16 protein-coding genes are annotated in these 22550 nt (G+C 44.5%); 10 read left to right on the top strand and 6 right to left on the bottom strand.

The window, feature by feature from the left end; all coding sequences use genetic code 11:
* Window positions 1-135 precede the first annotated feature (135 nt).
* Window positions 136-2457 carry a helix-turn-helix domain-containing protein gene (locus AC58QM_RS29870; protein WP_497288416.1) on the bottom strand — a complete coding sequence of 774 codons (2322 nt, stop codon included), beginning with the start codon at window positions 2455-2457 and terminating at the stop codon, window positions 136-138.
* Between the two features lie 156 nt (window positions 2458-2613).
* On the opposite strand from AC58QM_RS29870, the gene AC58QM_RS29865 reads away from it, so the two are divergent.
* The 7 genes from AC58QM_RS29865 to AC58QM_RS29835 all read left to right on the top strand — a co-directional run bounded on the left by AC58QM_RS29865 (window position 2614) and on the right by AC58QM_RS29835 (window position 15301).
* Window positions 2614-4131, top strand: a complete 1518-nt coding sequence (locus tag AC58QM_RS29865; RefSeq protein WP_497288415.1) for an extracellular solute-binding protein — start codon at window positions 2614-2616, stop codon at window positions 4129-4131.
* A gap of 252 nt (window positions 4132-4383) precedes the next feature.
* On the top strand, window positions 4384-5925 hold the full coding sequence (locus AC58QM_RS29860) for an extracellular solute-binding protein (RefSeq protein WP_497288414.1): 1542 nt from the start codon (window positions 4384-4386) through the stop codon (window positions 5923-5925).
* An 86-nt stretch (window positions 5926-6011) separates the two neighbouring features.
* Window positions 6012-6962, top strand: coding sequence for an ABC transporter permease (locus AC58QM_RS29855; protein ID WP_497288413.1), 951 nt, complete (start codon window positions 6012-6014; stop codon window positions 6960-6962).
* 35 nt (window positions 6963-6997) lie between these two features.
* Window positions 6998-7873 (top strand): carbohydrate ABC transporter permease, encoded by an 876-nt coding sequence (locus tag AC58QM_RS29850; RefSeq protein WP_497288412.1) that lies wholly within the window; start codon window positions 6998-7000, stop codon window positions 7871-7873.
* 415 nt (window positions 7874-8288) lie between these two features.
* The gene (locus AC58QM_RS29845; RefSeq protein WP_497288411.1) at window positions 8289-13454 is read left to right on the top strand and encodes a right-handed parallel beta-helix repeat-containing protein; all 5166 of its coding nucleotides are present in this window, start codon (window positions 8289-8291) and stop codon (window positions 13452-13454) included.
* Window positions 13455-13612: 158 nt separating this feature from the next.
* Complete coding sequence (locus AC58QM_RS29840; protein ID WP_497288410.1) at window positions 13613-14323, top strand: metallophosphoesterase family protein; 711 nt, start codon at window positions 13613-13615, stop codon at window positions 14321-14323.
* Window positions 14324-14395: 72 nt separating this feature from the next.
* Window positions 14396-15301, top strand: coding sequence for a GyrI-like domain-containing protein (locus tag AC58QM_RS29835; RefSeq protein WP_497288409.1), 906 nt, complete (start codon window positions 14396-14398; stop codon window positions 15299-15301).
* A 212-nt stretch (window positions 15302-15513) separates the two neighbouring features.
* On the opposite strand, the gene AC58QM_RS29830 is transcribed toward AC58QM_RS29835, so the two are convergent.
* The 5 genes from AC58QM_RS29830 to AC58QM_RS29810 form a co-directional block, all read right to left on the bottom strand.
* Window positions 15514-15960: a DoxX family protein gene (locus AC58QM_RS29830; RefSeq protein ID WP_497288408.1), complete on the bottom strand. Its 447-nt coding sequence runs from the start codon at window positions 15958-15960 to the stop codon at window positions 15514-15516.
* A 14-nt stretch (window positions 15961-15974) separates the two neighbouring features.
* Window positions 15975-16742: a DODA-type extradiol aromatic ring-opening family dioxygenase gene (locus AC58QM_RS29825; RefSeq protein WP_497288407.1), complete on the bottom strand. Its 768-nt coding sequence runs from the start codon at window positions 16740-16742 to the stop codon at window positions 15975-15977.
* 823 nt (window positions 16743-17565) lie between these two features.
* Window positions 17566-17727: a hypothetical protein gene (locus tag AC58QM_RS29820; RefSeq protein ID WP_497288406.1), complete on the bottom strand. Its 162-nt coding sequence runs from the start codon at window positions 17725-17727 to the stop codon at window positions 17566-17568.
* A gap of 26 nt (window positions 17728-17753) precedes the next feature.
* Complete coding sequence (locus AC58QM_RS29815) at window positions 17754-18128, bottom strand: ArsR/SmtB family transcription factor (RefSeq protein ID WP_497288405.1); 375 nt, start codon at window positions 18126-18128, stop codon at window positions 17754-17756.
* Window position 18129: 1 nt separating this feature from the next.
* Window positions 18130-18552 carry an SRPBCC family protein gene (locus AC58QM_RS29810; RefSeq protein WP_310502887.1) on the bottom strand — a complete coding sequence of 141 codons (423 nt, stop codon included), beginning with the start codon at window positions 18550-18552 and terminating at the stop codon, window positions 18130-18132.
* 271 nt (window positions 18553-18823) lie between these two features.
* On the opposite strand from AC58QM_RS29810, the gene AC58QM_RS29805 reads away from it, so the two are divergent.
* From AC58QM_RS29805 to AC58QM_RS29795, 3 genes are read left to right on the top strand one after another with little or no spacing between them, the layout of a single operon-like run.
* Window positions 18824-20329, top strand: a complete 1506-nt coding sequence (locus AC58QM_RS29805; protein WP_497288404.1) for a spore germination protein — start codon at window positions 18824-18826, stop codon at window positions 20327-20329.
* A gap of 13 nt (window positions 20330-20342) precedes the next feature.
* Window positions 20343-21422: a GerAB/ArcD/ProY family transporter gene (locus AC58QM_RS29800; protein ID WP_497288403.1), complete on the top strand. Its 1080-nt coding sequence runs from the start codon at window positions 20343-20345 to the stop codon at window positions 21420-21422.
* A complete protein-coding gene (locus AC58QM_RS29795) occupies window positions 21415-22524 on the top strand; it encodes a Ger(x)C family spore germination protein (protein ID WP_497288402.1) in 1110 nt (369 codons plus the stop codon). The genes AC58QM_RS29800 and AC58QM_RS29795 overlap by 8 nt, the downstream gene beginning before the upstream one ends.
* Window positions 22525-22550 lie beyond the last annotated feature (26 nt).

Raw genomic sequence — 22550 nt, 5'->3', positions numbered from 1 at the left:
CCAAGCCGCGGAGCCGACAAGGACAAGCCTCTCCGAGGGCTGTCCTTGTCCCGCATCGCATCACGAACAACAGCCTGCGAAACCACCAACAACAATGTGGTGGTTTCGCAGGCTGTTTGCTTTGGGTTTGTCGCCCTACGTAGTAGGCGGTAAGCCCTCTTTTTGCTTATCCCGATACTGACCGGGCGTGAGTCCTTCCTGTTTGCGGAAGGAGCGGATGAAATTCTGCGAGTTGTTGTAGCGCAGCTTCGAGGAGATATCCTTGATCGGCATATCGGTCTCGGAGAGCCATTTTTTCGCCATATTGAAGCGGTAATTCGATAAGTAGTCACTGAAAGAGCAATTCGTTTCTTTACGGAAAATGCTGCTTAAATAATTCGCATTATAATGCAACCGTGAAGCACATTCCTCGAGCGTCAGATCTGTGTCGTAATAATGCTGCACGAGATCGATGATTTTCTCAGAAATGTTGTGGTACTGCGCATCCTGACGGTCACGGTAAATCTGGATCAGCGGATGGACGACTTCGGTCCAGAACCAATCCTCGATCTCGGCTGTCGTATGCAGGCTCAGCACCTCTTCAAACAAAGAGCCTTTGTTCGGATGAATTTGATTCAAGGCGATGCCGGATTCCTGCATCATCATCAGCAGGTTATTGAGCAGCCGCGCCAGCGGGATCTGATACTCCTGCGGCGATAGCGGCGCAGCGAAAACAGCATGGAGCAGCTGCTTGAGCAGCTCGCGAGATTTATCTTTTTCGGCTAACTTAATGCTGTCGATTAGTTCATTCTCAAGAGGCTTCGGATAGTTCAAGTTCAAGTAATGCTTCCCGGAGTTGATGTTCTCATATTGAATAATGATGCCCTCACCGAGCTTAATTCGGTGCTTCAGCGCCTCAAGTCCCTCTTTGTAAGCGAGCGCCATTTGGGTAAAAGAATGAATCGGCAAGGAAATTCCGATGGAAATATGCAGCTTCAAAAAGTTATAAATATGCTGCTGCACCTGTTCCGTTAAGCTGTACACCATGGTACGGAAGTCACTGTCAACCGAATCTGCACTACCGATCATCGTAACGATGGTCTGGTCGATGAGGATCGGCGCTAAACGCTGTTCCGACGGAATCAGCTCCTCCAGCATGTTGTGCACGGCAAACAGCAGCAGTTCCATATCCTTTTTCTCGTAGCGAGTATGATCAATAGCATCGATTTGGATCGTGATGACGGACATCGTTTTCCATGAAGCAATATGTTCGGTGTAACCGAATTGTGCGAGTTTTTCTACCAATTCCGCCGATTTGATATGCCCCTGAAAAGCCTTGATGAGGAAGAACGTCCGGACTTGGCCGATGTGCTGGTGGACTTCTTTTTCAAGCTGCGATTTCGATTGAAATAAGGTATGCACATGCTCGCTGATCATCTGGAATTCATTGGCCTTGCGCTTCTGGTTTCCGCTCACCAAGCCGCCAATTTGATTCAGAAGCAGCTGGATCGGTGAGTACATTTTGCGTGAAACGAGCCAAGCGAGCACTAATGCAAGAAGCAACATCAGGGCGCAGATGTAGATGGTATAGGTTCCGATTTTGCTGGATTCCTTGGTCAAGCTGTCGATAGAGGTCAAGGATAAATAGGTCCAGTTATTCAAGTTCGAGCGCAGGAACGTAACGGAATAAGGTTTATCATGAATGCTAGCGCGGAACTGACCGCTCGCTTCTCCAAGCGGTTTCAGGTCGGTCAGACCTGCCGCTGTGATGGATTTCCCGATTAGACCGGGATCGCGATTCATGACAATCCGCTGCTGTTCATCGATGATGACGATGTCATCGGGGTGTTCAGAGTCACTTTGAATCATATCCTGCAAGGAGCAGGCGGGAATATTAGCTAAGGCTAGGCCGTATTTATCCAGGCCGGTTGTCGGAAGCTTTTTGACTAACGAGATACTGTACTCACAGCTTACGCTGCGCGCATTTTCTTCCGTGTAGAACCACTCCGACGGATTCAGGGTCCATATTGTGTTATCTGGCGTGTTCATCAGTGAAATCAATTTATCGGCAAACGGATAATTGTCAAAACGATAGAGACCTGAGTTTTTGATCATCCAGTCCTGCTTCGCGTTAATCAAGAGCACGTCTTCGAGCCTTGTGTCAAAAGATTGCATGTACCGAATTTCGCTGCGCAGGTCATCGTACATCATGAAATCGGTTACACTTAGCGGCATTTCCATAGCCTTTTTGAGAACAGTGGAATTGATGACTTGATTTAGTGTATGGTTGACAGTGGTTAATTTCTGCTCTACATTGGAATTGATTTGGGTGATTAACTGCATTTTACCTTCGTTTACATTTTTTTGGATCTCACTTGAGGATGTTACAAAGGCAAAAGCACCGATAAAAATCACAGGCAGCGTGCTGAGCAGGAAGCTGAATATCGTCATTTTGCTAAGAAAACTTAAAGAGCGCATCGTATTCAACACCTTATCTATTCGAAGAATCATTCGTCAGACTATCTATGTATTGTAGTCAAGAGTCCAGTTCAGATCAATAATCATCTGCATTTGGGATAATCATTATCTCATATTTGCTGTTAAAAAACACTTGTGTTGCAAGGGGGAGTAAGCATGAGAAGTAATTTGTTTGGTCAGCGCCTCAGTTGGATAGGACGAATGATTATCGCTCTGAATATCCTAATGCTGCTAAGTGCCTGTCAGAATGAGAGCACGCCAAAGGCCAAAGAAGAGAAGGGGACAAGGCCTGTTATTTCAATTATGGCACCTCTTCATTTTCCACACCCGCCGATACCTGAGCTTGTAGAAGCGATCGAGAAACTGACCCAAACGAAGCTGGAGTTGAACTGGGTGCCAGATGGCATTTATACGGATAAAATGAACACGGCTCTGACGACCAACTCGTTGAAAAAAGCGACCTACGTAAAATATACAGACTATATGCTGATGAAAAATTCGATTCGTTCTGGCGCTTTTTGGGATATTGGCCCTTATTTGTCTTCGTATCCTAATTTGAAAAAACTCAATAAAGAGATTCTAGGTCAGGCGACTGTAGATGGCAAAATATATGGCTTATACACCGAGCGGCCGTCCTCGCGCCAGGGCATTATTATTCGTGAAGACTGGTTGAATAATCTCAATTTGAAGAAACCTACCAATCTAAATGAACTGTATGACGTGCTCAAAGCCTTCACGTATGGGGATCCTGATCGCGACGGGAAGAACGATACAATTGGGTTAACAGACCGCAATGATCTGGTGTTCGGTTCCTTTAAGACGATCAGCTCCTACTTCGGAACACCGAATAATTGGGGCGTTTCTGCTGGAAAGCTTGTACCCGAATTCGAAACACAGGCGTATATAGACACGATGAACTTTATGAAGAAGTTGTATGAAGAGAAGTTGATTAATTCGGATTTTGCTGTGACGAGCAAAGATGTGCAGCGGGATAAATTAATTCGTGGTACGGCTGGCGTATACATTGGCAGTATGCAGGATGTGCAGCGTCTTTCGGACGAGGCGCAATTGGTGAATCCTGAGGCAAGATTAACACTTGTGAATCATATTGAAGGACCGCAAGGATTTCAAATCTGGTCAATTCCTAATTATAGTGCGTTATATCTGTTTTCGAAAAAAGCGATCAGAACTGAGGCGGAGCTTAAGCAGATGCTGCAGTTTTTTGATAGGACGATGGACAAGGATGTCGCTAATCTGATGAAGTATGGTTTGGAAGGGCGGCATTATACGGTCAAAAATGGACAAATCCAGCTCTCCGAAGAGACATCGAAGATTCGCGTCAATGAGGTCAACGCGCTGTACGCGCTGATGATTGCTGATTTAAACAATGCGAACATTATTCCTGTTGTCGAAAGCGAATCGTTATCTCAGCTGGCGGATACGCTCAGTTTGGACAATGAGAAATATGCGATTAAGGATCCGACGTTGGGCGTTGAGTCGAAGACTTATGATGAGCGTGGTGTCGAATTATACAAAATTATCTCCGACGCGACGTACAATTACATTCTAGGTAAGTTGGATAAGGCGGCTTTCCAGCAAGAGATCGAGCGTTGGAAACGCAACGGCGGGAATCAGATGATACAAGAGTACAACGAGGCGTATACGAAGAAGTAAGTTGCGTGTATAAAAAGGCGTGACATAACGAGTCTACCAACCGGTAGGCTTTTTCTTTTGCCCTTATGGGCCTAAAGATTCAACCCCGTCCCCTTATAGGCTTCCTCAATAATCATCTCCCCGCCCGATAATCATCATCTCACATCCCGCGCTAGACAGGGGTATATGAGTAAATGATTGTTTCGGTACCCGCATTAAGCCGTGTAATGTGTGAGTTGTAGCACACCACATTTTCACGGAGGTCAACCCGATATGAAGAGAAAATTAGTCACGATTCCACTTAGCGTCCTACTCGTTTCCAGCTTTGCACTAGCAGCATGCGGAGATAAAGAAACGCCTGCATCGTCACCAGGAGCTGCAGCTACTACAGCAGCAACAGCAGCTACACCGAAAGCAACAGATAACACACCTACAGCGATTACAATCATGTCACCACTTAATACGGCACAAACACCACCAGATACGATTATTAAAGAACTTGAAAAGCTGACGAACACGAAATTGACGTATCAGTTCTTCCCAGCAGACACGTATGAAGAGAAATTGAATACGACGTTCGCAACTGGGGCTCTGCCACAAGCAACCTATTTGAAAAACCAAGCAACATTCATTCAAATGAAATCCGCAATCCGTGACGGACAGTTCTGGGAGATCGGACCTCTATTAAAAGACTTCCCGAACTTGAGCAAGCTGAAATCCACAACGAATGATAATACAAAAGTCGATGGCAAGCTGTACACTTTGTACCGCGGTGTCGACATTGCTCGTCAAGGTCTGATTTACCGTAAGGATTGGGCAGATAAGCTGGGTCTGAAGGCTCCTGCGAATATGGATGAGCTATTAGCAATGGCGAAAGCGTTTACGGAAAACGATCCTGATGGCAATGGTAAAAAAGATACAATCGGTCTAACAGATCGTAACGATCTGATCTACGGCGCATTCAAAACACTTGCAGCATGGATGGGCACACCGAATAACTGGGGTGTGAAAGACGGCAAGCTAGCTCCGGAATTCATGTTCCCGCAATATGTAGCGACGATGGATTATGTCAAAAAAATGCGTGATGGCGGCTACATCAACAAAGACTTCGCGGCAACAAGTAAAACGGATCAACAAAAACTATTCACGAGTGGCACGGCAGGTATGTATATCGGCGCCATGACGGATGTTTCCACATTGAACAAAGACTTGGTTAAAAATGTACCGACTGCCGTAGTTGATGTTCACAGTATGGTGGCTGGTCCTGATGGCAAGTTCGCAGCATGGGCACTTCCAGGTTATGCAAACGTAGTTCTGTTCCCGAAATCTGCAAACAAAACAGAAGCAGATCTTCGTAAAGTGCTAGCTTACTTTGACAAAATGATGACACCAGAAGTAGCCAACATGGCAAACTGGGGAATTAAAGATGTCAATTACAGCGTAACTGACAATAAAGCGAAGAAGTTGGATGAAGAGAAATGGACACGTGAAGTAAAACCATTCACAGATGCAGCAATTGGTGACGAAGATACATCCGGCCGATTCTTGGGTATTCCAACGATCCCTGCACAAGGCAAAGCGGATGAGTTGAAAATTGCGAACCTGAAGTTCGCTGTTCAAGATCCAGTAGCAGCGCTAGATTCCAAAACAAACCTTGAAAAAGGCGTTCAATTGCAAGCAGTTATCGTGGATGCAACGAACAAGTACATCTACGGAACACTTGATAAAGCTGGTTTTGATAAAGCAATTGAAGATTGGAAAAGTCGTGGCGGCAGCAAAATTATCGAAGAATACAACGCAGTTTACAAAAAGTAATTCCACAATCGTCGTTTGATAAGTCAAGGCGAGAGGGCTGCTGGCATCGCGGCAGTCTTCTCCTTTTAAGGAAAGGAAGAAGTCCTATGCAAGAAGTGAATGTTGCGCAAAGCGTGGTCACTAGGAAATCGAGTAGTGAACTGAACAGACGTCTTTGGAAAAATAAATGGATTTATGTCATGTTGCTGCCAGGTATTTTGTACTTTATCGTTTTCAAATACATCCCGATGTACGGATTAATTATTTCCTTCCAGAACTACAAACCTTTCAAAGGCGTTACAGGCAGTGAATGGGTCGGTTTAGAGCACTTTAAGCGCTTGTTCACAGAGCCGGATTTTCTTAATATTTTGAGCAATACGTTAATTTTGTTTGTTATGAATCTGTTGTTCTACTTCCCAATTCCGATCATTTTGGCACTCATGCTGAATGAGGTTAGAGGGGATCTGTTTAAGAAAGTGTTTCAAACGATTGTGTATCTGCCTCACTTTATGTCTTGGGTTATTATCGTGTCCATTAGCTTCGTTATGCTGACCATGGATGGCGGGATTATTAATGAGATCATTTCGTATTTTGGCCTTGAAAAAGTTAACTTTTTGCTCGCTCCAGAATGGTTCAGACCGATTTATATTTTGCAAGTCATTTGGCGAGAAGCAGGTTGGGGAACGATCATTTATTTAGCAGCGATTGCCTCCATCGATCCTGGGTTATATGAAGCTGCTCGTATAGATGGTGCAGGGCGGTTTAGACAAGTGTGGCATATTACATTGCCCGCAATCCGAAGTGTCATCATTGTTTTATTAATTTTGAAAATTGGTGCGGTTCTCGAGCTCGGTTTTGAACATGTGTATTTGCTTCTTAACTCCATGAACCGAGAAGTTGCTGAGATCATTGATACTTATGTATATACAGCAGGTCTTAAACAAGGGCAATTCAGCTACAGCTCAGCGATTGGTTTATTCAAATCATTCATCGGACTTGTGCTGGTCATGTTAGTGAATCGTATTGCGAAGAAAATGGGTGAAGAGGGCGTTTACTAAGTTCTGTAAACCCCAGCAGCTAGGAGGTTGAAATCGTGGTAGAAGATAAAACATTGGCCGGCAGAATGTTCGGTATCATCAACTATTTGTTATTAACGATCATCGGATTCATTACGATCATCCCATTCGTCCACGTGGTGGCAGGCTCCTTCACGACGAGTGCGGAAATGGCGACGAAGAAATTCGTCCTCATTCCGACGGATTGGAGTATCGAAGCATATCGATTTATTTTTTCAACGAATACGATATTTAAAGCGATGGCTGTTTCGATTGGGACGACGTTTGTCGGTACGGTTATCAGTATGTTCATCACAGCGTTGATGGCGTATGGTTTGTCACGCAGAGATGTGGATGGCCGTAAAATCATCATGTTCCTCGTCGTATTTACGATGTTGTTTCACGGCGGTTTAATCCCGACGTTCCTAGTGGTAAAAGAGCTTGGGATGATCGACACCTATGCGGCGTTGATTCTTCCGACAGCAATTAGTGCGTTTAACCTAATTATTTTGAAAAATTTCTTCCAGAACATTCCGGAAGGACTTGAAGAGTCGGCCAAAATTGATGGCTGCAGCGACTTCGGTATCCTATTCCGTATCGTGCTGCCGTTGTCGATGCCAGCGATCGCAACGATTTCATTGTTCTATGCGGTAACGTATTGGAACACGTATATGAGTGCGATTCTTTACATCAATGAGAGTGCTAAATGGCCAATTCAGGTCCTGCTTCGCCAAATTGTTGTACTTGCCAGTGGCATGGACGTGAGCGCAGATCTAGACAGCGCGACACCACCTCCGGCGCAATCGATCAAAATGGCGGTTATCGTCGTAGCTACGCTTCCAATTCTGTTGGTGTATCCATTCTTGCAGAAGCATTTTGCTAAGGGTGCAATGATCGGTTCGATTAAGGGATAGGTAAACCCATAGACAACCTGGAGCTCAATCAACTCCAGCAATCCAGAGAACTCCTCGCCGCGTCGCAGGTTAAATGGAAAACATACAGCTATTTTTCACGAAATAGTTTGATTTCATCAACTAGATGGAAAAACTCCAGCTAATTCGGACAATTCAACCGTATCTTGCTAAAAGGAGGAGAACTAACTGTAGGAAATACAGTTAGTTCTTCAAACACGCCTAAAGCGAGGAAATTAGATGGAGTTTATCCATTTAAATGGATAAAACAAGAAGCATCCTTTTTAGTGAAAACGCATACAAGTACAACCCCCGCAAGTTCAGCTATTAGATGCCTGCATCTTAGACCCCACACCCTAGACTCCCAACGACACAGATAAACACTTCTCGCAATCCAAATTAAAAGGAGATATGTGACTTGAGGAAAAAGAATCGATTAATCGCTTTTATGATGGCTGTATGCATAGTGGTAGCGATGCTGCCGACTGCAGCTCTGGCTGCAGATCCACCAGCAGGGATGATTAACATTCCAAACACGAGTGCATGGAAGGGAAGCGTCTTTGGTGATATCGGTGGCAATCCGTCGACAGCAAATTTTGGGATTACTGAGAATGTGGATAAATCAGTTGCTATCACTAGTGCTAAAGTGGCTACTGGCAATAAGGGAAAAATCTCTAGCAGTAGTGAAGGAATGGCTTACTATTTTCGAGAAGTGGATGCAAATGATAATTTCGAGCTTTCGGCAACAGCCAAAGTGGATGCTTGGACATCTACTGCGGATGCTCAACAATCATTTGGTATTATGCTGAGAAAAGATATTCTTATGAACGAAAACCAAGGAGCAACAACTCCTCCAGCATTAAAAGCATACACCGGAGAATATATTGCTGTTGGTGCTATTGACCAAAAAATGAAGGGTTTCTATAAAAACGGTAATCCTTTAACTCAAGTAAGAACAGGATATGAATTCAATACGGCGAGTGTCCCAAATGTCGGGGTGAGCTATGCGCTGAGCCTTAAAAAGTCGGGGAATGTGTACCTACTGAAAATTGGTAATCAAACTCAGGTGATTGACAGAATTGTTGGGGGTTTTGCATATGCAGGACTTTATGTTGCGAGAAATACGGCGGTTACCTTCAGTGATGTAACCTTCACCAAGGACACAAGAGCCCCTATTAGTCTAAAAGTAGATGCTGACGCCATGAAAAAAGATTATTACGTCAGTGACAGCCTTGATCTAACAGGATTAAAAGTCACGGCTGTATATGACGGGAACGTTGAGAAAGAGTTATCAACGAGTGATTACATTGTCTCTGGATTTAATAATACGAAAGCGGAAGCGAGTTCGATTACTGTGAATTTCAATGGGAAGACGGCATCTATTCCGTTAACCTTTCAGCCTTTAATCGTAACCGGGATGGACGTTAAATATCTCCCTGCCAAGACGGAATATTACCCTGGTGAAGTCTTTGACTCCCAAGGTCTAACCGTGTTAGGTCAATACAATTACGGTAGTAATTGGGTCGAATTGGCAAGTAGTCAATATGCATTCTCTATTTTTCCAGAAGCTGATGTAACCGTAACGAATGCAACCTATAAATTCTTAACAGCTGGTACAAAAACGGTAAAAGTGACATCGACAGTCACTTCATCTACCTATACTACGCTTAATGTTTCGGTTAACAATGCTCAATTGACAGGTCTAGAAGTTAGAGAGTTGCCACTAAAGACGGAATACTTTGTCGGCGACAAATTCGTTCAAGACGGCGTAGCTGTGTATGCAAAGTACAATGATAATAAGGAAGTTAAGCTTTTGAAAAGCGAATATGCCATTACACCTGCAAATATGAGTACAGCGGGTACGAAAACAGCACAGGTTTCTACCATTAAAGGAGCGGCGACAGCTTCATTTCCGATTACTGTTTTGCCACAACAAATGATTGGCAGCCAAGTAACGAAATATCCCAGAACGACATATGCGATTGGTGAAGATTTTGATCGAGCAGGTATGGTTGTATCGGCGGTTTACAGCAGTAAGTTAGAGGAACTGCCAGATGCCCAGTATACGGTCGATACTAACGCTTTCGATAAAACGATGCCAGGTGTATACGATATTGCTATCGTTCCGAATAATCCTGCAATCCCTCAAACGATTCTTAAAGTAACCGTAGTTGAAAATAAAACGTATGCGTGGAAATCGATTCGTTTTGGACAATCCACATCGAACACGAATAATAAAGTAACGGTTAACGGAGATGGGGCGGTTAAGCTTGAGGCGCTGGAAGGTGGCGGTAAAGTGACCGGCGACCATGACGGCATCACCTTCTACTACACGGAGTTGGATGCAAGGAAGGATAACTTTGAATTGTCGGCAAATATCAAAGTTGAAGTCTATGCTAAGGAGCCGCAGGATGGTCAAGAATCGTTCGGGATTATGGCTAGAGATGCTATAGGTACGCAAGGTGATTCCACTGTTTTTGCGTCCAACATTGCGGCAATTGGTGGTTACAGCGGTGGAACGACTTTGCCGAACGGTACGCAATTGTTCGTGAGAACGGGTGTTACCACGCCAGATGGCGCAGGCAGTAAAGGGATTCAAAGCAGTATGCTTAGTTCGGTCAGACCTGCTGCGAGCAATACGGCAACGAATTACAAGCTCACGCTAATCAAAACAAACAGCGGATTCACAGGTAGATTAAATGACGGGACAAGTGCCGAAATTTATGCGCCGGATATCATGACAGTTCAAGATGGAGATAAAATGTATGTGGGCTTTTATACGGCTCGTCTTGCAACGATTACGGTAAGTGGTATGGAGCTGAAAGTTACCTCTGCGAATACCGATACACCTATGCAAGCACCAGTTCCACAGCCTGTCGTGCCCGATGTTAACTTTGTAGGTCTAACACGCACTTCTGTAACCGCGTATACGTTAGGTTTGATGTCCAATGTGAACGGGAAAGTTACGATCAAACAAGGACCTAATATATTCCAACAAGATGCAATTATGGAAGTGGGTAAGCTTGTATCTCTTAACAGAACGGTTACTGCAAATACGTATACGAACTTTACAGCAACTTTCGTGCCTGACGATACGCAGTATCTGACAAGCTATGAGAAAATCGTCAAAAATCACACGGTCGATATGAAAACCTATGTGGATAACGGTGACATCTACGTATCGCCAACAGCCACTAGTGGTGGAAGTGGTACGATCGAAAGCCCTCTTGATCTGGATACCGCGATTGATTATGTCCGGGCCGGTCAAAAAATTATCATGCAGGAAGGCCGATATGTACGCAATGCCAAATTGGATATCAAGAAAGGCAATGACGGCAGAGACGGTGCGATGAAATATTTGGTTGCAGCCCCAGGCGCTAAGCCAATTATCGATTTTGACAAAAGATCTGAAGGTGTTGTGCTAAGCGGCAATTACTGGCATGTGCAAGGTATTGATTTTACCCGTTCGGCAGCAAATACCAAAGGTTTTACGGTTGGTGGCAGCAACAACATCGTGGAAAGTAGCAGATTTTATGACAATGGAGATACAGGTCTCCAAATCAGCCGCACAGACTTAACGGAGTCTAACAAAGCATTGTGGCCTTCCAACAATCTCATTCTGAATTGTGAATCTTTTGATAATGTGGATCCCTCGAATAACAATGCGGATGGTTTCGCTGCCAAATTAACGTCGGGCACGGGCAACATTTTCAGAGGCGATATTGCCCATAACAATATTGATGATGGTTGGGATTTATACACGAAAGCAGGTACAGGTGCTATTGGCGCTGTTCTCATTGAAGACAGTATTGCGTATAACAATGGTACCTTAACGAATAATCGTGTAGGTGATGGTGATAAAAACGGATTTAAACTGGGTGGCGAAGGCATTCGTGTAAACCATATCATCCGTAACAGCATGGCATTTGGCAACGGTGCGTATGGATTTACGAATAATAGTAATCCAGGCGTCATAGCTGAAAATAATATTGGTTTTAACAATGCTAGAGGGAACTTATACTTCCAACCGTATGCAGATAAACCTTCCTACTTTAGCATGAATGGATTTGTGTCTTATCAGAAAGATTATTCAGCGAAAGACAGTTATCCAACTGAATTGCGAGCTGATAATAACTTTATGTTTAATGGCACAGTTTCAGCTAATAAATCAGGAGTATCCCTTTCAAATGCTAACTTCGTAAGTTTGACGGCATCCTTACCTTATCAAAGAAATGCAGCAGGAATCATAACTAGAGGAAGCTTCCTTCAATTTATTGCGCCTGATAGTACAAACGACAACTCCTCTGGAGGTTCAACACCTGCGGCCCCAACAAGCAATGAGGACGGTATGCATCTGTCAGTGGAACCCGTTAATCAAACGATTAACGGAAGGACCGTAGCTGTAGTTACGGTGGATGGAAGTACGTTGAGCAAAGCTTTTGATGCACTTGTAACAAAAGAAGCCAAAGAACAAAAGATTATTATTGAAGTGAACAGTAGTGAAAACGCGGTTAAAGTTCAGGTTGAGGCTAACGTATTAGCAACTGGCCTGGCAAAAGCGCCAGATACGATTATATCCATCAAAAGCAATGGAGTTAGTTACCATCTTCCTGCCAAGTCGTTAGATCTTATTGATATAGCTAAAAGGCTTGGTGCCGACGTCAATCAGGTGAAAATTAATATCTCTTTTGAAAAAGTAACCGGCGTGACAGTGGATCTGATTAACGCTAAAGCGAAAGAAGCGGGGTTATCACTGATATCCGATGTTTTCGATTTTATGATTACCGTGGAAGGAAACGGGAAGACGGTAACCGTGAACGATTTTGGACATACGTACGTATCTAGAACGGTTACGTTTGTTCAAACAGTAGACGACAACCAATTAACTGCGGTTATGTACGATCCGGAAACCAGTGAAATGACTTTCGTTCCTGCTATTTTTGACACTAGTAATGGTAAAACGACGGTGACGATTAAACGTCCAGGAAATAGTTTGTACGCGATCGTTCAATCCTCCAAAACGTTCGACGATATGAAAGCGCACTGGGCAAAAACGGACGTGGAATTACTAGCCTCCAAATTAGTTGTTAAAGGCGTGAGTGACAGCGAGTTTGCACCGAATGCCTCCATCACGCGCGCAGAATTTGCAGCATTGTTAATCAGAGCACTAGGTTTAAATGAAGATGCGGCTACAGCTATTGCCAAATTCAAAGATGTTACTGCTAGCAGTTGGTACGCAGGAAGTGTTGGTGCTGCAGTGAAAGCTGGACTCATTAACGGTTTCGAGGACGGATCCTTCTTGCCGAATGAGCGGATCACCCGCGAGCAGATAGCTGTGATGATGACAAGAGCTATGACTTTTGCAGGTACAACTGTGGATGTGGATCTGAAGGCTTTGGCGGCATTTGCGGACGCGGCGCAGGTAAGCACTTGGTCTCAAGATGCTGTATCCCAAGCTATTCATGCAGGTATTGTAAGGGGTGTAACAGAATCGACCTTCCATCCGAAGGCAGATGCGACAAGAGCGGAAGCTGCTGTTATGCTGAAACGGTTCCTACTGGTTGTCCATTTTATCAATGAATAAACAATCATAGAATAAGAGGAGGGCGTCCAACTAGGACGTCCTTTTTCCTGCCTTGAAGGCATTTTCCATAATTAAGGAAGCTCGGAAGTGACGAAATATGCTAAAATAAGCTACATACACATGGGAGTTCGACAAGTGAACATCAGGGGGAAACGTCTATGAAACGACTGCTAGCTATCAGTGATATCCACGGTTGTGCTGTTGAATTTAAAGAATTACTAGATAAAGTAAAGTTTAATGCGGAAGAGGATCAGCTTGTTTTGCTAGGAGATTATGTGGATCGTGGACCGGCGAGCCGGGAGGCCGTGGAGCATGTGATGTTTTTGGTGCGTGAAAAGGGTGCTGTTGCGCTCAAAGGGAACCACGATCAGCGCTTCTTGGAAGTGATGGACGGGACCGATGACTTGACGGAAATGAAGTTTTTCGAGCATGGCGGCATCCAGACGTTTCAAAGCTTTAGCGGCGTTAGAGACTTTGATTTGAAAACAGCGAAAGAACGCATTAGGGCGAATTGCAGCGAGCATCTTGCCTTTTTGCGGGAGTTACCTCTTTATCACGAGAATGATACGCATATTTTTGTACATGCTGGTCTTAATCCTGCTTACGCAGATTGGAAAACACAGCCGGAGCGAGACTTTATTTGGATTCGTGCGCCTTTCTTAGGGCAGAAAACGGTTGTGAAGAAGCCAGTTGTGTTCGGTCATACGACGACGAAGGACATTCATGGGAAAGCGGATGTGTGGTTTGATACGGATAAAATAGGAATCGATGGCGGCTGTGCCTATGGTCTGCAGTTGAATCTTCTTGAAATTAATGGGAAGAATCAGTACAAGACTTATGCGGTGCCTTCCAAAGGAAGCTGGAAATAGTGAGCAAGAAATATCAAGAAGCGTTGTTCTGAATAGCGTAGACTGAGATTATCAAGTTGAAGGGGGCAAGCGATGGACACCAATTATGAGGCGCGGATACAGATGACGCTGGATCATATTGAGGCACATCTATCGGGACCGCTTTCCGTTGAGTGTTTAGCCGAGGTAGCTTGCTTCTCAGCCTTTCATTTTCATCGGGTCTTCCAAACCATGGTGGGAGATGCTGTGATGGAATATGTTCGAAAAAGGAGATTAGCGAGAGCGGCTTATCAAATCGCGCATACGGAGCACAAATTGATCGATATTGCCCTCGACAATGGATTCCAATCCCACGAGAATTTCACGCGGGCTTTCAAAAAGGTGTTTGAACGTACGCCGCTTGCTTATCGCAAGCAAGGTATACGACCGCCTAGTTATCCCAAAGTGAATGTGTTGGATCGGAAATTTAATCCCTATTTAGGAGGAATACGTATGAACTACGAGCTGAAAACGAAACCTGGGTTCAAGATAATTGGATATGAATTGAAGACCTCGTGCAAGGAAGGGCAGAATCACCGCGATATCCCGGCTTTCTGGCAGAAGTATATGCAAGAAGGGTTGGGAACGCGTATCCCGAACCGTGTGCATACCGGGTTGCCGGTTGAGTTAGGAATCTGTGCGGATTTTGACTTGGAAAGTGGGGACTTAACCTACATCATCGGGATGGAAGCGACGAATTTCGAGGATGTACCTGCGGATATGGTATGCCGCGAGTTTCCAGAGGCGAAATACGCCGTGTTTACGACGCCGAAGGTGACGCAGGACCAATTTGTTGCTTCAATTCAGACAACATGGCAGACAATTTTCGCGGAATGGTTCCCTCACTCGGGGTATGAGCATGCGGGAAGCGCTGAATTCGAGTATTATGATGAGCGCTGTCATTCGAACCGGCATGAGCTTGTGGAGATGGATATTTATATTCCAATTAAGGCGAAGTAAAACTGAGATTTTTTGTCACGGAAATGACATCTGAATTTCATCTTGCTTTAAGGTTCGAGACCTATAATGATATTCGACCCCCTTTTAAATATATATATATGTTAGACCCGCAGCCCGTTGCTGTGGGTCTCTTTTTTTGGCAATGTGGTGCGCTTATGCAAAGGGTTGAACAAGAAAAAGCGTGTGAGCCGGGGCTCACACGCTTTTTGATTTTAAATCCACTCTCGTTTTCGCTCCACGCCACGTGAGTTGCTAATGATGACGAATATCGCCATGAGGAGGAAGATTAGCGGTAGTAGCGAAGTGCGCATTCCCTCATGGGAACGGATATGCGTCAGCATCGCGCTGGCCATGATCATCCCAATGATACCAGCGGAGAACAAGGCAGTTCGTGGCTGCCACAGGCCAATAATGAGGCCGATGCCCGCGACGAGTTCGATTGCCCCAATGATGTACATGAAAGTTACACTATACCCATAGGTTGACGTGAAGACTTCCGTTTGCAAGTCATGGGAGGACAGCTTCAGAACTCCGAACATGACATAAGCTGCCGCTAACAAAATTTGAATGATGCGAGTTGTCCATGTCCAAGCCAATACCAGAGCACCTCTGTTTGTTGAAATAGGTTCTGTTAGCTTGCGCAACCCAGCCAATTTCATGCGGAATACTCCTCTTAAAATGATACGGCTAAATAGCTCAACGAGCCGACTTCGTAGCTGCGATGGATAATCTCAACAGGTCGCTGCGGATTGCCGCTACCCATTGCGATGTAGAGCGGAATGAAATGCTCAGGGCGCGGTACTGCCATCTTCGCATTGGGAGCTTCGGTGGCGTAGTTGAACAACGCCTCTAAGTTCTGGGCTTGCATGTTAGCAGCCAGCCAATCATCAAATGCAACCGCCCATGCATCAGGTTCGGTGGCGTTCCAGTTCAACGCACGCAGGTTATGGACCGTGGCGCCGCTGCCGATGATCAAAATGTCTTCCTGATCCAGACCGCGCAAAGCTTCGCCGATCCGGTACTGCTCGGCTGGCGGCAAATACGGATTCACCGAAATTTGAATGACAGGGCATTCAGGTGTAGGGAACATTCTCAACAACGGTACCCATGAGCCGTGGTCTAGACCACGCGTGTGATCGAATTGAACGGGAATGTTCTTTGCTTGAAAGCGTTCAGCTATGGATTGAGCCAGAGCGGCGTCACCTTTTGCAGGGTATTTGATTTGAAACAGTTCATCGGGAAAGCCGCGGAAATCATATATCGTGTCATAGACCTCATTCGTGGAGGAAATAGTGAGCACTTCCGTTTCCCAATGCGCGGTGAAGAGGACGATAGCTTTAGGCGACAGCTTTGAACCGTAATCGAGCAAAAACTGCGTACAAGCAGTATCCTGAAGAGCCATCATGGGGGAACCATGCCCTACGAAAATCGGTGAAATCATGGTAAACATCTCCTTATCTATGGTTAATGTACTTAAATATATTTAATTACTTTATGTAACTAATAATACGCTTCTATTTGCGTCGCGTCAAGTAAGTTAGTTACTTTTTGTTAGTTGATTTGGTGGTGACGTATTTGTGATCGTTAGAGTGAGGGCGGGGGGGGAGTAGGAGTGGAAGTAATGCGAAGGTGGAAGTAGAAGTAGAAGTAGAAGTAGAAAGTAAAGTGAAAGTGATGAAGTGAAGTGAAGTGAAGTGAAGTGAAGTGAAGTGAAAGTAAAGTAAGGAAGAGTGAGTGGAGTGGAGTAGAGTAGACTAGAGTAGAGTCGCTATGTTCGGGTGCCTGACGTCAATGAAACCCAAAGTTCAAGTCCAAGCCCAAGTTCAAGCCCCAGTCCAAGCCCAAATTCAAGCTCCAGTCCAAGCCCAAGTTCAAGCCCCAGTCCAAGCCCAAGTTCAAGCCCCAGTCCAAGCCCAAGTTCAAGTTCAAGTTCAAGTTTAAGCCCAGTCCAAGCCCAAGTTCAAGCTCCAGTCTAAGCCCAAGCTCAAGTTCAAGTTCAAGTTCAAGTTCAAGTTCAAGCCTAAGCCCAACTCCAATCCCAATCCCAATCCCAACTAGTAGCTAGTGCCCCTAGGGATGAAATAACTGTATTTCCTCCAGTTAATTTGTGTGGAAAATGCCTTTGTAGAGGTTTAACTGTATTTCCTACAGTTAATTACTTCAATTCTTGGTAAATACGCCGAATTCCCATGAATTAACTACATGAAATCCATCTATTTGGATTTTTTTGACGATTTCGACATAAATAACTGGAGTTTTTCCAGTTATTCATCCTGCGGCACCTGCGCCAAGCCCGCCCACGTCCCAGCATGACGCCCGCCGAATCCGCGCCAAACGATCCCGCGTGCCTGCCCGCCGCCCCACGCCCTCGCATCACCACCTGCTGCGTCGCCGCCACCTCCATCAAACAAAGAAGAGCCTCCCAAAATGGGAGGCCCTCCGTGCCATTCATCTACTTCTCAGGATCCACTGCCTCTAGGCGAGAATAAGTAAGTCCCTCGGTGTTATCATCTTGCTCGACGAAACGTTTGAGTACATTAAGTTTATTTTCCCAATAGCGCTCGTAATAGGAAAGCCAGCGTTTGAGCTCCATCAGCGGCTCGGCCTCCAATCGGTAACGGGTCTCGCGGCCGACTTTACGTTCTTTTACTAAGCCGGCCTCGGCGAGAATACGAAGATGCTTCGAAACCGCTGTACGGCTCATCGGGAAGTGGCTGGAGATAACAGTGACTGGCATTTCCTGGTCACCCAGAAGCTGCAGCAGATGTCGTCGCGTGGGATCGGCTATGGCCTGGAAGACGTCATGCTTTTGCGCGGGAATGGCCATCTTAAGCCTCGATGTAAGCAGATAGCCTTTGGACGATGCCTGCCCAGCCTTGTGACATCGTATCGCGAACTGTATCATGCGGTTGACCGAATTCGGTAACCTTGTCGATATCCCAGCCGCCATGGGTGAGAGTGAACTCGGTTTTGCCCCCTAGATCAGACAATTCGAAGGTCAGAAACCAGTCTTTCCCCCAAGAGAAGCTTAGGCGATTCGGGGGATCTAATTCTGTAACCTTACAAGGGGATTTGCCGAAAGGGCCAGCTTCCAAATGGAATTCATAGCCGATTTCTGGCATGAAATTGTTCGGCATGAACCAAACGGCGATGCCTTCAGAAGTGGCTACGGCGTTCCACACTTTTTGTATAGGTGCATTAAAAACAAGCGTTTGTTTAATATCAGGTAGGGATTGCATTTGATTTTCCATTATTAAAAGCCTCCAGTAATCGTATAGTTATTTACTTTGTACATTACTTCGTTTTGAAGCGTATCCACCTAGTTTTCCCGCAAAATCATGTTTTCATCGGACTCGTCAACGCGAAACCTTTTGGTTACATTTCTCATTATACGAAACCATTTAGTTTCGTGTCAATATGCGTGTCAGGTTAAGTACCAAAGCGCAACTTTTGGGCAAAATGGATTATTTTAACCATAACTGCTCAGAATAAAAGAAAGCTCTAGGTGGGGGGGGATTATGCATGACCATATGGGATCGTTTACTGTTTTCCTTCTCACGGCAAGTAAACAGAGAGCCTAGAGGATTTGAGGTGCCCGTGTTAACGGAGTCCGCTAATACAAATGAATCGGTATCTCTAGCTCATATTCTGGAGCAATTTGAGGATTGTATTGATGTTTTTCATCGCCACATACCCAGTATCCAAGTTGATATTATTTATATTCCTCATATGGTTGATCACTTGCAATTGTCCAGAGAAGTCATGGATCCCATATCGAATGCGCAAACGGATGGTTTAAACACCATTTTGGAGCAAACACAATTTGAAGTAGCGGTTGATCCCAAAATAATTGTCCTTGCTATATTGTCTGGGCAAGCGGCTATCTTTCATCGCGAAAAGGTATATCTATTCTTTGCCTATGGTCCTGAATCAAGGAGTGTGCAGCAGTCTGAAACGGAGACGGTTATTACAGGGCCGCATGATTCGTTTACAGAAACAGCTGGTATCAATCTCTCTTTGGTGCGGAGACGGGTGAGAAGCTCACATTTAAAGGTGGTTAAGCTAGAAGTCGGTGAAGTCACCAAAACCGTCGTATTTGTCCTTTATATTAAGGGCATTGCGAATATGGAACTCGTTGATGAATTTGTTCGGCGTATTCGTGGGATTGAAATTGATGCTGTCTATGATGGCAATATGTTCTCTCAGTATATCGATGATTTTCCGTATTCATTATTCCCGCAATTCCTCATTACAGAGCGTCCGGATACGGCTGTTTCCAAGCTGGTGGGAGGCCGCATTCTAGCAATTGTAGATGGGAGTCCGGCAGTGGTCGTCGCTCCGACGGCTTTCTTTGACTTCTTCTCTTCGGCGGATGACTATTATCAGAGATGGTCGATTGGGACTGCTACGAGGATGCTGCGGTTTATCGCTTTCGTGATTACCATTACGTTTACTGCTATCTATGTATCTGTGACTACGTATCATTATGAGATGATTCCGGAGGCGTTGATTTTAACGTTAAGAGAATCGAGAAGTAAGGTGCCTTTTCCCCCGGTGATTGAAGCGATGTTAATGGAAGTGACGATAGAGCTGCTGCGGGAAGCAGGGGCGCGCTTGCCGACCAAAATCGGACAAACCATCGGTATCGTTGGCGGTATCGTTATCGGTCAAGCCGCTGTTCAAGCGGGACTGACGAGTAATATTCTCATCATTGCAGTGGCTTCATCAGCGATTTCGTCCTTTGTCATTCCAAGTTATGTGATGAGTGCATCGATTCGTCTTATCCGCTTTGGTTTAATACTACTAGCCGGAATATGGGGGAACTTTGGGCTGATGTTGGGAATTGCCTTCATTGTGATCCATTTATGCGGATTGACAAGCCTAGGGACATCCTATCTATCACCTTTTGCACCTACGAAATGGGCAGATTGGAAGGATGTTTTCATTCGTGGTCCATTCTCTACACTGACGTCACGGCCAGATCAAGTGAGAACAGCCAATCCCAAGAAGAATAAAATGAGAAAATAAGGATGATCCGGGCGTGAATGAGAAGCTGAATGGTTTCCATATCTTTATTTTGATCCATATGATCCAAGTTGGTGTGGGGATCTTTGCTTTACCGCGTATTGCAGCTGAGTACTTTGGCTATAACGGTTGGCTCATGTTAGTTGTTATTGCGGCAATCGTCGCATTCAATATTTATCTAATGTGGATTGTATGGAAGATGGGGAAGGGAGCAAGTATTTTTGTTATTTTTGAAAATTACCTGCCTAAATGGGTCATTTATCCGATCTATATCATTTTGGCGTTTACTTGGTCATTTACAGCTAGTTTAGTTGCTAAGCAGTACGTTCTCATTTTTCAGGTTACAGCATTCCCGACAGCAAACCCAATGATTTTCATGTTCTTCATTACGCTGCTTGCGTATCTATTGACTGTCAAAGGTGTTTACGCAATTTCTAAAGCCAGCACTGTATTTTTCTTTTTGGTGATGTGGATGGTGCTTTTGGAATTTACATTTTATAACGATTTGAAACTGTCGAGGTATACGCACTATTTATTTAAAGAGGGGAAAGAATACTGGTTGGGTGCCTTTAATCTATTTGGTTCTTTCTTAGGGTTTGAGTTGTGCCTGCTGTTATTTCCTTATGTTCAGCCGAAAACGCGATTCTTCACAAGTGTCCAACTAGCTAATGTGTTTAGTTTTTTGATTTATTTGGGTGTGACTCTGATTTGCTTCGGCTTCTACAGCTTACAGCAGTTAAAGTTAATTATGTTTCCCTTCATTGATTTGCTCGCTTATATTAAATTTCCCTTTATTGAGAGAGCAGAGAATATCCTCTTTAGCTTTCTACTCCTCAGGGTTCTCATTACCATTGTGATGTATCATTGGGCAGCAAGTTTGTGTATACAGCAGGTATTCAAAAATAGCAAAATTGAACGGATCGCGCTATTTATGATGGGTATCACGTATCTAATTTCGTTCATTCCAAGTGTGCTGGATGAGGTTGGTAAATGGTTGTTTATTGCTACTTATTTCAATATTGCCTATACATTTCTTCTTCCGCTCGGCTTAATTGGCATTCTCTCTATTCAAAGGTGGCGAAAACAGCTTGCTTAAGGCTCGGTATCTATGTCTAATTGCTTGTATGCTACTGATGACGATCACAGGCTGTGGGAATGACCAGCGAATCTTAGAGAAGATTGGTTTAACCCATACGACAAGTTTCGATTTAATGCCCGGGGGGATGCTTAAGGTGACCAATAGCATTCCTCTAGCTGTAGGTGAAGGCTTAAAGCCAAGGGAAATTTTGACGACCGTTACGGATAGTAGTAAAGGAGCCAAGGTAGACCTTGCTAGGCAGAGTCAATTAGTTTTAGTGAGCGGCCAGATGCGTAATATCTTGTTCGGTTCGTCACTCGCACGGCGAGGATTTTGGGACGATATTGATACCCTGGTGAGAGATCCTTCCGTTTCACCGCGAGTCAGAGTAACCGTTGTGGATGGCAATGCGAATGACTTATTAATCAAAACCTACAGCAATTACCTGCGAACTGCACAGTATATTGACAGAATGATGGAATCAGAATCGAAATTTCAGAGTATTCCGAAGGTCAGTTTATATGATTTTACAAGAGATTATTATGATGATGGTATTGATCCTGTTGCTCCCATCATTAAGGATATTGGCGAACATGTGAAAATTGATGGGATTGCTTTATTTCGAGACGATCGTTATCTGACTAAGGTAGCTGCGCAGGATGCGATTTATTTTGCTATGCTGAACAAAAATTTCAAGTTAGGTTCTTTGCCAATGGTACTAAGTCAAGAAAATGAAGTGAAAGAGCTTGCATTATTCGATTCGCTGATTAGTAAAAGAAGAGTTCGCGTAACACAGGGTGGATCGGGCGCGTTTACAGTGAATTTTCAGATCTCAGTAAGTGGTTCTATTCTGGAGTATAGGGGAGATTTGAAGATCAGTAAGGAAGAGGATCGGAATAAACTTGAAGCTAAAATTGCAAAGAAAATTACCGAGTCCATGGAGATGATGGTAAAGGATATGCAAAAGCATAATGTGGATAGTCTTGGGATAGGAAACGCTGTGAAGAATATCATTCCATATAAAGAATGGAAAGCGATGGACTGGCGTGAGGTCTATCCCGAAGTTGAGATTCATTGTCAAACGAAAGTGAAGATCAAGCACTACGGGAAGTTTCAGTGAGTTCAAAAGAGGCAGCATCGTAATGA

Source organism: Paenibacillus sp. J22P165 (genome assembly GCF_059692015.1).
This window is presented reverse-complemented; position numbering and strand designations above follow the sequence as displayed.